General features: G+C 58.6%; 11 protein-coding genes. All 11 read left to right on the top strand.

The genetic code is table 11. The features are described from left to right. The first annotated feature begins 79 nt into the window (after positions 1–79). The 11 genes from AB3X55_03460 (at position 80) to AB3X55_03410 (ending at position 13,251) form a co-directional block, all read left to right on the top strand. Entirely contained in the window at positions 80–1,135 is a 1,056-nt protein-coding gene (locus AB3X55_03460; protein MEX0502634.1) for an enoyl-CoA hydratase/isomerase family protein, read from the top strand. Between the two features lie 101 nt (positions 1,136–1,236). Then, positions 1,237–2,565, top strand: coding sequence for a proline--tRNA ligase (proS, locus tag AB3X55_03455; GenBank protein ID MEX0502633.1), 1,329 nt, complete (start codon positions 1,237–1,239; stop codon positions 2,563–2,565). Positions 2,566–2,647: 82 nt separating this feature from the next. Further along, entirely contained in the window at positions 2,648–3,901 is a 1,254-nt protein-coding gene (locus tag AB3X55_03450; protein ID MEX0502632.1) for a lipoprotein-releasing ABC transporter permease subunit, read from the top strand. Next, entirely contained in the window at positions 3,894–4,592 is a 699-nt protein-coding gene (locus tag AB3X55_03445; GenBank protein MEX0502631.1) for an ABC transporter ATP-binding protein, read from the top strand. Before AB3X55_03450 ends, AB3X55_03445 begins: the two co-directional genes overlap by 8 nt. Positions 4,593–4,682: 90 nt before the next feature. Further along, positions 4,683–8,126, top strand: a complete 3,444-nt coding sequence (gene dnaE, locus AB3X55_03440; GenBank protein ID MEX0502630.1) for a DNA polymerase III subunit alpha — start codon at positions 4,683–4,685, stop codon at positions 8,124–8,126. Between the two features lie 192 nt (positions 8,127–8,318). Beyond that, positions 8,319–9,191, top strand: coding sequence for a 30S ribosomal protein S2 (gene rpsB / locus AB3X55_03435; protein ID MEX0502629.1), 873 nt, complete (start codon positions 8,319–8,321; stop codon positions 9,189–9,191). 106 nt (positions 9,192–9,297) lie between these two features. After that, the gene (gene tsf, locus AB3X55_03430) at positions 9,298–10,218 is read left to right on the top strand and encodes a translation elongation factor Ts (protein MEX0502628.1); all 921 of its coding nucleotides are present in this window, start codon (positions 9,298–9,300) and stop codon (positions 10,216–10,218) included. 35 nt (positions 10,219–10,253) lie between these two features. Beyond that, positions 10,254–10,994 (top strand): UMP kinase, encoded by a 741-nt coding sequence (gene pyrH / locus AB3X55_03425; GenBank protein MEX0502627.1) that lies wholly within the window; start codon positions 10,254–10,256, stop codon positions 10,992–10,994. 86 nt (positions 10,995–11,080) lie between these two features. After that, complete coding sequence (frr, locus tag AB3X55_03420) at positions 11,081–11,638, top strand: ribosome recycling factor (GenBank protein ID MEX0502626.1); 558 nt, start codon at positions 11,081–11,083, stop codon at positions 11,636–11,638. A 43-nt stretch (positions 11,639–11,681) separates the two neighbouring features. After that, the gene (gene uppS, locus AB3X55_03415; GenBank protein ID MEX0502625.1) at positions 11,682–12,458 is read left to right on the top strand and encodes a polyprenyl diphosphate synthase; all 777 of its coding nucleotides are present in this window, start codon (positions 11,682–11,684) and stop codon (positions 12,456–12,458) included. A gap of 7 nt (positions 12,459–12,465) precedes the next feature. Next, positions 12,466–13,251 carry a phosphatidate cytidylyltransferase gene (locus tag AB3X55_03410; protein ID MEX0502624.1) on the top strand — a complete coding sequence of 262 codons (786 nt, stop codon included), beginning with the start codon at positions 12,466–12,468 and terminating at the stop codon, positions 13,249–13,251. Positions 13,252–13,260 lie beyond the last annotated feature (9 nt).

Raw genomic sequence — 13,260 nt, 5'->3', positions numbered from 1 at the left:
AGCGTTATAGTGGCCCCCGCACTTGCCAGCGACCACAAAACAGGTATCCGAGATATAGCCACCAACAGGACAGGACGCAATGCAGCAGGATCATATCCGTTTTTCCATCCATGACAGGGCAGGGCTGGTTCTTCTTGACCGGCCGCGCGCGCTGAACGCACTCAGCGCCGAAATGGCGGCGGCGCTTCGTCGGCAATTGGATATCTGGGCGGCTGACAGCGCGATCGGTCATGTCGTGATGGCGGGGTCGGAGCTACGCGCATTTTGCGCTGGCGGGGATGTCCGCGATCTCCATGCCATTGCCGGCGCAGGTGACTATGATCGGTTGACAGACCATTTTCAGGCTGAATATGGCGCACATCTCGCGGTTTATGAATTTCCAAAGCCTGTTGTCTGCCTCGCTGACGGGATCACGATGGGTGGCGGTGCCGGACTGATGCAGTGCAGCACGCACGCCGTCGTCAGTGACACCACCCGCTTTGCGATGCCGGAAGCCGCCATCGGGTTGTTTCCCGACGCCGGGGCGAGTGTGTTTCTGGGGCGGTGTCCACGCCCCGTGGCGCTGTGTCTCGGTCTGACCGGTCACATCATTGGTGCTGCCGACTGCCTGATGCTGGGGCTTGCCGGCGCAATGGTGCCATCCGACAGCATGCTGGCACTGCGCCAGGCATTGCTTGGCTGTGACAGCGCCGATATCGACGATGTCATCGCCGGTTTCAGGGTCGATCCGGGTGTGCCGCCACTGCACGCGCAGCGCGCCACCATCGATCATGTTTTCGACGGGCAGGATCTTGCAGCAATGCGTGATCGTGCCGGTGATCTGGCGCGCCTCAGGGACGACAGGTTCGCGGCGACGCTGCACACCGCGCTGTCGACCAGATGCCCGATGAGCATGCATGTATTTGCCAGGCTTCTTGAATTGGGGCCAGATATTGCGGATATCCCGGCGGCGCTGGCGCTTGATTATCATCTTGCCATCAGGATGACGCAGCGTCCCGATTTTCAGGACGGTGTCCGCGCGGTTTTGATCGACAAGACCAATGATGCTGTCTGGCATCCGTCACGGCTTGAAGATGTCACAGCGTCGCTTGTCGAGGGCGTTTTCGACCCCACTGGTCTGCCAGCTTTCAGGTAATCCCGGTGGCAGGTGGCAATGCGGGCGCGGGTGTCTTGCATCGGGCCCGGCATCGCCTTAGATTGGCGCGGCCGGTATCACCCGATTGAAAGGCCAGCTTCATGCGTCTCAGTCACTATTTTCTGCCCCTGCTCAAGGAAACGCCGAAAGAGGCCCAGATCGCCTCGCACCGGCTGATGCTTCGTGCCGGCATGATCCAGCAGTCCAGTGCGGGCATCTATTCCTGGCTTCCGCTTGGCAAGAAGGTTCTCGACAAGATTGCGCAAATCGTCCGTGAAGAGCAGAACCGCGCTGGCGCCCTGGAAATCATGATGCCGACAATTCAACCTGCCGAACTGTGGCAGGAATCAGGGCGGTATGATGATTACGGCGCGGAAATGCTGCGGATCCGTGACCGCCACGACCGTGACATGCTGTATGGTCCGACGAACGAAGAACAGGTCACCGATATTTTCCGTGCCCATGTTCGCAGCTACAAGGCTCTGCCGCTCAACCTGTATCACATTCAATGGAAGTTCCGCGACGAGGTGAGGCCGCGTTTCGGAATCATGCGCGGGCGGGAATTTCTGATGAAGGATGCCTATTCATTCGACCTTGATGCCGACCGGGCGCGCGAGGCCTATAACCGGATGTTCGTGTCCTATCTGAAGACCTTTGCCAGGATGGGGCTGACAGCCATCCCGATGGAGGCCGAAACAGGCCCGATCGGCGGTGACATGAGTCACGAATTCATCATCCTCGCCGAAACCGGTGAAAGCGGCGTCTATTTTCACCAGGACTGGCTGAATGCCGATCTTGTGGCGAGTGTTGATTATACCGAGGATCTGCAGCCCGTTGTCGACCGTTTCACCGCGCTCTATGCCCGCGCCGATGAAAAGCACGATCCGGCCAACTGCCCCGTCCCCGCAGACAAGCTGATGAGCCTGCGCGGTATCGAGGTGGGGCATATCTTCTATTTTGGCGAGAAATACTCTGCCGCGATGGGTGCAACCGTTGCCGGGCCGGATGGTGCCAATATTGCCGTCCATATGGGATCCTATGGAATTGGGGTGTCTCGCCTTGTCGGTGGCATCATCGAGGCCAGCCACGATGACAAGGGCATTATCTGGCCACGCGCTGTGGCACCGTTTGATGTGGCTGTTGTGAACCTGAAGCCGGATGATGCGGCCTGTTCGGCCTGTGCCGAAGATCTGTATGGCAAGCTGATCGCCGGTGGCTGCGATCCGCTTCTGGATGATCGCGACGAGAGGCCGGGCGCAAAGCTGGCGAGTATTGATCTGATTGGTATCCCGTGGCAGATCGTTGTCGGCCCGCGTGGCATGGCGAATGGTGTCGTCGAGGTCAAGAACAGGGCAACGGGCGAAAGCGTCGAAGTTTCGCCAGAATCCGCGCTTAGCATGGTGGCCATTGACGACGCTCTGGCGGGTTAGCGCCATACGGCACCCAAACCCGGCGGCGTGTCAGCCCGCGATTTTGGCATGATGACACGTTTCGCATGATGAAAGGAACCTGATGCGCCTGTTTTCCCCTGTCGAGCGGCTGTTGGCGATGCGCTATATGCGGGCACGCCGGGCAGAGGGATTCATTTCCGTCATCGCCTGGTTTTCGCTCGCTGGTATTACGCTTGGCGTTGCGACATTGATTATTGTGATGTCGGTGATGAACGGGTTTCGGGCCGAATTGATTGGCCGGATTCTGGGGTTGAACGGTCATGTCGGTGTCTATGCCACCGAGAACCGTGGAATCGAGAATTTTGATGATCTGTCGATCAGTCTGGCTGAAATACCCGGTGTGATCGCTGTTACCCCGCAGATCGAGGGACAGGTCATGGTGACGCGCGCCGCGGTCAATATCGGGGCGGTGATCCGGGGGGTGAGGTGGTCCGACCTCGCGGCACGCCGCCCCTTGTGGGATGCGCTCGACAAGTCGGCAATCGAGGCGTTTCGAAATGCCGAAGGGGTGCTGATCGGCAAGGGCATGGCGTTCAAGACCGGCGCGGCTGTCGGTGACACGATCACGCTGACGGCGGCCCGCGGCGAGGCAACCGCATTCGGCACATTGCCAAAGCGTCGTACCTTTCGGGTGGCGGGTATTTTCGATGTCGGGATGCATGAATATGACACCAGTTTCGTGTTTATGCCGCTTGTCATGGCGGATGATTTTCTTGGGATGAAGGGGCGTGCGTCGGGACTGGAAATCTACACGGACGACCCGCAGAACATCGGTATATTCCGGATCTTGGTTGCGGACAGGCTGAGCGGCGATCTTCGGGCCTTTGACTGGTTGCAGCGCAACAGAACCTTCATCAATGCCCTGCGGGTCGAACGCAATGTGATGTTCCTGATCCTGACGCTGATCATATTGGTTGCGGCGTTCAACATCATCTCGTCGATGATCATGCTGGTTCGCTCGAAACATGCCGATATCGCGGTGTTGCGGACGATGGGGGCCGGTGCCGGGACGATTATGCGGATCTTCCTGATGACAGGGGCCAGCATCGGCATCATCGGCACGCTTGCCGGTACGGTTCTCGGTCTGCTGTTCTGTTGGAAGATCGGGTCGATCCAGGGTTTTATCGAATCGATTTCCGGGGCCGAGCTGTTTGCCGCCGAGATCTATTTCCTGTCAACCTTGCCGGCGCAGGTAGACCCGACCGAAGTCGGTCTTGTCATCGCGATGGCGCTGGCCCTGTCATTCCTTGCCAGCCTCTATCCTGCATGGCGGGCCGGCAGGATTGCGCCGGCCGAGGTGCTTCGCAATGAATAATCCGAACGGCAACGGCAAGATCAGGCTGGAGATGCAGCAGGTCAGCCGGCAGTACCAGCAGGGTGGCACGGTCATCAATGTCCTTCGTGAGGCTAGCCTGTCCATTCGGGGCGGCGAGATGACCGCGCTGGTTGGGCCGTCCGGGTCTGGAAAGTCGACATTGCTGAATATAGCCGGTCTTCTGGAACGCCCCACCAGCGGTGATGTGATCATCGACGGCACACCGACAGGGGCTCTGAACGGTCGTCGTCGTGGACGTCTTCGCGGCAGCCATGTCGGGTTCGTGTTTCAGTTCCACCGGCTGTTGCCGGAATTTTCGGCGCTTGAGAATGTAATGATTCCCCAGATGCTGGGCGGGCTGTCACGTCTGGAAGCCGAAACACGCGCGGAACAGCTTCTTGGCATGGTTGGCCTCGCCGACCGGCGCGAGCATCGACCCGGCACCCTGTCAGGCGGCGAGCAGCAGCGTGTTGCCATCGCCCGCGCCGTGGCCAATGCGCCGCGTGTGCTGCTGGCAGATGAGCCAACGGGCAATCTCGATCCCGACACCGCCGACGATGTGTTCCAGCACCTGAAGAAGATTGTGCGCGGTACCGGCGCAGCGGCCCTGATCGTGACCCATAATGAGCGTCTGGCGGCGACAATGGACAGGCGTTTGACGATCCGGAACGGTCAGATCGTCGAACTCTGAGCATCCTGACCGGGCTGGCGCGGTAAAAGCAGTTTGCCCGGTCTGCGCGCTGCGATATCCTGCGGGTATCAATTCCATCGGACGGACCCCATGCCCACGTCATTTGTGCATTTGCGCGTGCATTCAGCCTATTCCCTGGCGGAATCAACGCTTCGTCTGAAGCAGCTTGCGGCGCTTGCCACGGGTGATTCGCAGCCAGCCGTTGCCATCACCGACAGCAACAACATGTTTGGGGCGCTGGAATTCTCGCAGATGATGATGGCGGCGGGCGTACAGCCGATCATTGGTCTGGAATGTCTGCTTGGTGATGAACGGGGTATCGGCGAGGTGGTTCTGCTGGCGCAGACCGAAGCTGGATATACAACGTTGTGCCGGTTGAATTCACAGGCACTGCTGTCTGTCGAAGGGGGGGATGAACCGGTCATCCCGGTCACATCCCTGATGGAGGCTGGCGAGGGGGTGATTCTGCTGACCGGTGGCAGTGAAAACGGCTTTGTCGGCCGGGCGGCGGCGGATGGTCAGGCAAGCCTGGTTGCCGCGCGCCTCGGCGCGCTGTCGAAGGCGCTTCCGGGCAATGTCTATATCGAGCTTCAGCGTCATGGTCTGGCTTCGGAACAGCGGGCCGAGCCAATCCTTCTGGATGCGGCGCTGAGTACGGGGCTGCCGCTTGTGGCCACCAATGATTGCCGCTTCGAAAGCCGTGACATGGAGGTTCCGCATGACGTCCTCGTGTGCATCGGCACCGGACGTAAACTGGCCGAAGATGACCGCCGTCGCTTTTCGGCCGAACATTATTTCAAGACGGCTGACGAAATGGCGGCGCTGTTCGCAGATGTACCGGAGGCAATACGCAACACTCTGGTCATTGCGCAGCGTTGCAGCGTCATGGCCGAGAAGCGAGACCCGATCCTGCCTCCATTCCAGGCCGAAAGCGGGCTGAATGAAGAAGCCGAACTGCGCCGGCAGTCCGAATTGGGGCTGGAGGACCGGTTGCAACGCCATGTATTCGAGGCCGCGATGGATCAGGCGGCGCGTGACGAGGCTGCCACCCCCTATCGGGAGAGGCTTGCCTACGAACTTGGTGTGATTGGTCAGATGGGATTCCCCGGCTATTTCCTGATCGTCGCCGATTTCATTCAATGGGCCAAGCGCCAGGGCATCCCGGTGGGGCCGGGACGGGGATCCGGTGCCGGGTCGGTCGTTGCCTGGGCGCTGTCGATCACGGACCTTGACCCGTTGCGGTGGGGCTTGCTGTTCGAACGGTTTCTCAATCCGGAACGTGTGTCGATGCCTGATTTCGATATCGATTTCTGTCAGGACCGGCGTGACGAGGTCATCGCCTATGTTCAGGAAAAATATGGCTATGATCGTGTTGCACAGATCATCACCTTTGGATCCCTGCAGGCCCGCGCCGCGCTTCGCGATGTTGGGCGGGTTCTGGAAATGCCCTATTCGCAGGTCGACCGGATTGCCAAGCTGATACCCAACAACCCGGCCAATCCGACCACCATTGCGCAGGCGCTTGAAGGCGAAGAGGATTTGCGTCGGCAGCGCCGTGAGGACGAGCAGGTTGCCGAGTTGATCGACACCTCGATGAAAATCGAAGGCCTGTTCCGCCATGCCTCGACCCACGCAGCAGGGCTGGTGATCGGTGATCGCCCGCTTGAACAGCTTGTGCCGCTCTACCGCGACCCCCGCTCGCCGATGCCGGTAACGCAGTTCAACATGAAATGGGTTGAAAATGCCGGGCTGGTGAAATTCGACTTTCTCGGACTGAAGACGCTGACGGTTCTGGACCGCGCCGTGGCGTTTCTCGCGGCGCGCGGAACCGAGATCGATCTTGCCTCGATCCCGCTTGATGATGCGAAGACGTTCGAGATGCTGTCCGCCGGCGAAACAGTCGGGGTGTTCCAGCTTGAATCGGCCGGCATGAGGGATGTTCTGAAAGGACTGAAACCGGACAGGTTCGAAGACATTATCGCTGTTGTCGCGCTCTATCGGCCCGGGCCAATCGAGAACATCAAACATTATGTGGCGCGCAAGCATGACCCGTCACTTGTCACCTACATGCATCCGGCACTGGAACCTGTTCTGGCTGAAACCTACGGGATCATGATCTATCAGGAGCAGGTGCAGCAGGCGGCGCGCGTGCTTGCCGGCTATACGCTTGGCGGCGCTGATCTGCTGCGGCGCGCCATGGGCAAGAAGATCAAGGCCGAGATGGACAAACAGCGCCAGACCTTCATCGCCGGGTCGGTGGCGAATGATCTGACGGAGCAGCTGGCGTCCGATGTGTTTGACCAGATTGCCGCTTTTGCCGGCTATGGCTTCAACAAGTCGCATGCGGCCGCCTATGCGCTGGTGTCATATCAAACCGCCTATCTTAAGGCGAATTATCCCGAGGAGTTCATCGCCGCCTCGATGGCGCTTGATGCCGGCAGCACCGACAAGCTGGCTGCCTTCAGACAGGAATGCCAGCGGGCCGGCATTCCGGTTCTGCCGCCGGACGTCAACCATTCAGGTGCCAGCTTTACGGTCGAACCGCCGCAGAATGGCGGTGGGGCGGCGATCAGATATGCGCTTGGCGCCATTCGCAATGTTGGCGCCGAGGCGATGTCGCGTCTTGTCGAGGAACGGGAGGCCAATGGCGTCTTTGCCGATCTGTCGGATTTCCTGTGCCGTCTGCCGCGTGAAGCCGCAAACAGGCGTCAGATCGAACATCTGATTCGCGCTGGTGCGCTTGACGGTCTGCACGCCAACAGGCGTGAACTTGTTGAAAATATAGACGGTATTCTTGGCCATGCCGAGGCCATGTGGCGCGACTCGCAATCAAGCCAGGACAATCTGTTCGGGGGTGATGACGCGCTGGACAGCACAGTGCGGCTTCGGAGTTGCGATGACTGGGGCGGCATGGACAGGTTGCGCGAGGAGTTTGATGCGCTCGGCCTGTATCTGTCCGCCCATCCACTTGACGGCTATGTGGGGCGGCTTGACCGGTTGCAGGTGACATCGGCAGCCGCACTTGCCGAAATGATCGAATCGCGTGTGGTCAAGCCACGGGTTCATCTTGCCGGATCGGTCACATCGAAACAGGTTCGTATCTCGCAGCGTGGCAACAAATTTGCCTTTGTCCAGTTCACCGACCAGACGGGCATGTTCGAGGTTACGTTTTTTGCCGACATTCTGGCCGAAAGCCAGGAATTGCTGGACAGCGACATGCCGGTGCTGGTCGCGGCCAATCTGCGCCTTGAGGAAAACGGTCCCCGTTTGACGGCGGCGCGCGTGCAGGCGCTTGATGATGCGATCGCGGCATGGAATGGCGGTGTGGGCGTCGTGGTTCAGGACGACCGGCCTCTGTCAGCCCTGAAATCGCTTCTTGCAGATGACGGCCCCGGGCAGGCCGAGGTGAAGCTGCAGATGGAGTGGGACGGCAAGGCGGTGAGCATTGCACTGCCCGGGCGTTACAAGCTGAGCGGTGAGATCAGACAATCTCTTCGCCAGCTTCCCGGGGTGATGGAAGTCAGGGATCTGTAGGCTGTTTTGCCGGGGTGATGACGGGGCCGGATTTCGGCTTGCATTTCCACGCTGCTTTGGGTAGACCACACGCAATTCACACATGCGGGCTCGCGCCCGTCGGCAGCAGTCGACAGGGGGCATTCCGGTGAGGGCCAGGTGGCCTTTCATTTCCTGCATGGAGGCTCAACCGGAGAACAGGAGTTTTTCAGAATGTCTCTGCCAACCTTTTCCATGCGCCAGATGCTTGAAGCTGGCGTTCATTTCGGTCACAGCACCCGTCGCTGGAACCCGCGCATGAAGCCGTTCATTTTCGGCGAGCGTAACAAGATCCACATCCTTGACCTGCAACAGACCGTGCCGATGCTGCATGCCGCGCTGAAGGCGCTGAGCGATGTTACGTCGCGCGGTGGCCGCGTGCTGTTCGTCGGAACAAAACGCGCCGCAGCTGACAAGATTGCCGAGACAGCACGCAATTGTGGTCAGTATTACGTCAACCACCGCTGGCTTGGCGGCATGATGACAAACTGGGCGACCGTGTCACGCTCGATCCGCCGGCTTCGCGATCTCGAAGCGCGGATGGAAAGCGACGAGATCAACCAGCTGACCAAGAAGGAAGTTCTGCAGCTGACACGCGAACGCGACAAGCTGGAGCTGACCCTTGGCGGGATCAAGGAAATGGGCGGCCTGCCAGATATGCTGTTCATCATCGACACCAACAAGGAAGCCATTGCCGTTGAGGAAGCCAATCGTCTCGGCATTCCGGTGATTGCCATTGTCGACTCCAATGCCAAGCCGGAAGGTGTGGACTATATCGTTCCGGGAAATGACGATGCGATGCGTGCCATTTCCTTCTATTGCGAGCTTGCGCAGGCAGCCGTTCTTGATGGTCTGCAGACCGAGCTGATGAAGAGCGGCGGTGACGTCGGCGAGGCAAGCGAGGCACCGGCCGAGGCGGCCGTGAGCGAGGCAGCGTCCGAAGAGGCTGCTCCTGCAGCGGAAGAGGCCCCGGCAGCTGAGGAGGCGCCAGCCGCAGAAGACGCAGCACCTGCAGTCGAGGCCGCTGGCGAGGAAGCCGCAAGCTAGGCGCGGTTCTGCCGTGTGACATTGAAATCAACGACCGCCCCGGGAACGGGGCGGTTTGGTATGTGAAGACCATATCGAAATCAACACCATTCAACACAGGAACATGATGATGAGCGTGACAGCTGCACTTGTTAAGGAACTTCGCGAAAAATCCGGCGCCGGCATGATGGATTGCAAAAAGGCACTTGCCGAGACCAATGGCGATATGGAGGCGGCGATTGACTGGCTTCGCACCAAGGGTCTGGCAACAGCCGCCAAGAAATCCGGGCGTGTGGCCTCGGAAGGACTTGTCGCCTTCTGCGTGGACGGCACCAGGGGCGCGGTTATCGAACTCAATGCCGAGACCGACTTTGTTGCCCGCAATACCGAATTCCAGGAATTCGCCGCAACATTGGCAAAGCTGTCGCTTGATGTTGATGATCTGGATGCGCTGGCAGCGGTCGACTACCCCGAGACAGGCCGCAATGTTGCAGAAGAACTGACAAACAAGATCGCCACCATTGGCGAGAACATGTCGCTTCGTCGGATGGCCAAGCTTTCGGTCGGTTCGGGCACAGTTGTTCCCTACATGCACAATTCAACGGCGCCGGGCCTTGGACGTATTGGCGTTCTGGTCGCGCTTGAGTCGAGTGCCGGTGCGGATGCGCTTGAAGGTCTTGGCAAGCAAGTCGCCATGCATATTGCAGCGACATCGCCAGCCAGCCTTTCGGTTGAGGATCTTGATGCCGACGCGGTTCAGCGTGAGCGCGATGTTCTGATCGAACAGGCAAAAGCATCCGGCAAGCCGCAGGAGATCGCCGAGAAGATGGTCGAGGGCCGGATGAAGAAGTATTATCAGGAAGTGGTTCTTCTTGAGCAGACCTCGGTGATCGACGGCGAAACACGGATTGCCGATGTTGTTGCCAATGCAGGAAAGGAAACCGGCGCAGAGATTGCGTTGACAGGTTTCGTCCGCTTTAATCTTGGCGAGGGCATCGAGAAGGAAGAAACGGACTTTGCGGCCGAGGTGGCAGCGCAGCTGTCCTGATCCGGTAGTGTCCTGGCGTTCACCCGGAGATTGACATGACAGACGGTGATGACAACAGCGGCGGATCACAATATCTGTATCCGCGAGTTCTACTGAAAATTTCGGGTGAATCCCTGATGGGCAGCCAGTCCTATGGGATTGACCCGGAGATGGTTGCCACCGTTGCCCGCGAGGTAAGGGACGTCATCGAGTCAGGCGTGGAAACCTGTCTTGTCATCGGTGGTGGCAATATCTTTCGGGGCATGTCCGCCGCCGCTGCGGGGATGGAGCGGGCCACCGGGGACTATATGGGAATGCTGGCCACCGTGATGAATGCGCTGGCCATGCAGAATGCGCTGGAAACACTCGGCGTGCCGACGCGGGTCATGTCGGCCCTGCCGATCAGCGCCGTTTGCGAGCCCTATATTCGGCGGCGGGCGATGCGCCACCTCGAAAAGGGGCGTGTGGTCATCTTTGCGGCCGGAACAGGTAATCCCTTCTTTACCACGGATACAGCGGCGGCGCTGCGGGCCTCGGAGATGGGGTGTGCGGCGCTGCTGAAAGGCACGCGGGTTGATGGCGTATATTCTGCCGATCCTGAAAAGGAGCCTGATGCTGTCCGTTATGACAGCCTGTCCTATCTGCAGGTGCTTTCCGAAGACCTGCGGGTAATGGATGCGTCGGCCGTATCTCTGGCGCGTGAGAATAACATCCCCATACTTGTGTTCTCGATTGAAGACAGCGGCGGTTTTGAACGCGTCCTGCAACACAAGGGAAAATTCACCATTGTGAGTTAGACTTGTTTAGTCTTGGCGCTTCACAATCATGCTCGTTATGCACATGATGTGCGGTGCCGATGAAGATAGCGAACGGAGAATGGCAGATGGCCGAGGTCGATCTTGATGATATTAAGCGCCGTATGGACGGCAGCCTGAGCAGTCTGAAAACCGAATTCATGGGATTGCGGGCTGGCCGGGCATCGACCGGCATGCTCGAGCCGATCATGGTTGATGCGTATGGATCAAAGATGCCGATTACCCAGGTTGGCAATATCTCCGCCCCGGAACCACGTCTGCTGACAGTAACAGTGTGGGATGCGTCGTTGACGGCATCGGTGGAAAAGGCCATTCGGGAATCGGATCTCGGTCTCAACCCGATGGCTGAAGGTACATTGATCCGCGTGCCGATCCCCGATCTGTCCGAAGAACGCCGCCGTGACATGGTAAAGGTTGCCGGTCGTTATGCCGAAGCCGCCCGTGTATCGGTTCGCAATGTCAGAAGAGATGGCATTGAGGCAGCGCGGAAAATGGAAAAGGACAGTCTGATTTCCGAAGATGAACGCCACGATCTCGAGACCGACATCCAGAAGCTGACAGACGATCATGTGAAGCTGATTGACGAGGCCTTGGCCAATAAAGAAAAGGAAATCACCCAGGTCTGACGACCAATCCACCTGCCCAATGAAACCGGAGTGTTCATTACCCATGCCGACACCACCTCATCATCTGGCCATAATCATGGATGGCAACCGGCGCTGGTCACGTCAGCGCGGTGTGGCGGTGTTGCGTGGTCATCAGCAGGGGTCAAACACACTCAAAACCATTGCCAGACATGCGCATGACCGGGGGGTCCGGTGGCTGTCTGCCTTTGCCTTTTCAAGCGAGAACTGGACACGTCCAAGACCCGAAGTTGACGGGCTGATGGGGTTGCTTCGTGGCTTCCTCGAAAATGATATAAGTGAACTGAATGCTGAAAATGTGAAATTGCGGGTGATCGGCAACAGGTCGCGTCTCGCATCACACCTTGGCAAGCTGATCGAGTGGGCCGAACAGGAAACCGCATCCAACACTGGGCTGAATCTGTCTCTGGCGCTTGATTTCGGTGGTCGGCAGGACATTGTGTCGGCGGCGCGCAGCCTTGCGACAGAGGCAGCCAATGGTCTTATTGATCCTGGCAATATTACCGAGGATATTCTGAAATCCCGGATGGAGGTGTCACCGCTTCCTGAAATCGATTTGCTGATCCGTACAGGAGGTGAACAGCGTCTGTCCAATTTCATGTTGTGGGATCTGTCCTACGCGGAACTGCTTTTCTCGCCAAAATTATGGCCGGACTTCACAGCCGACGATCTGGACGCCGCGATCCAGGAGTTTTCAGGGCGAGAGCGGCGTTTTGGGGGAGATGCTGTGGCTTCGGCTGAAGCGGGTCGTGAAAAGTCTGATAACGTGACACCGATGTCCGACAAACGACGCACAGTCTGACATCGGCATGGTGGCACCTTCACCATCCGGAACGCATCGCCGTATTTTTGGCGCTCTTTTATTCCTTCCGCTTATCGCACTATTCATCCTGTCACAGTCCATTGCCCAGTGGTTGCTGGTTCCGCTGGCGCTTGTCATGGCCTGGGAGTTTGCGGTGATGATGGCGTTGCCATGGCCCGTACGCCTGGTGTTGATGTTGGATTTTGTTTTCTTCTCCCTGCCGACACCACTGATCCGCCCTATGGAAATGGCGACGAATATGTCGCTTCTGCCTGTATTTCTGGCGTTTGGCGGTCTGATTGTCACATTCGTATGGATGTCGTCACGAAATCGACTGGCGGCGGTGTTCATAGCGATATTGGTCATCTGTATCCTTGCGGCACGTGAACTGCTTGGTCTGACAGACGGACATATCGCCCTGTTGGCTCTTGCCGCTGTGGTGGCGGCCTGTGACATTGCGGCCTATTTTGTCGGGCGCCGTGTCGGCGGTGCCAAACTTGCGCCGCTGATATCTCCGAACAAGACCCGATCAGGGGCGGCTGGCGGCGTGCTGGGCGCGATATTGGCCTCGTTGCTGGTCATGCCGTTTTTGCCGTTCTCAGGGGTCGAACTGGTAGTTGGGGCGGTAATCATATCTGGTCTTGCGCAGGGTGGTGACTTGCTCGAATCAGCGCTGAAGCGCAATCTCGGGGTAAAGGACAGCGGCACCCTCATTCCCGGGCATGGCGGGTTTCTGGATCGATTTGACGGCTATCTTCTTACATTGCCTGTGATGTGCCTTTATATGGTGTGACAAGGTGGT

Source organism: Alphaproteobacteria bacterium LSUCC0719, from assembly GCA_040839025.1.
GTDB lineage: Bacteria > Pseudomonadota > Alphaproteobacteria > Puniceispirillales > Puniceispirillaceae > UBA8309.
This window is presented reverse-complemented; position numbering and strand designations above follow the sequence as displayed.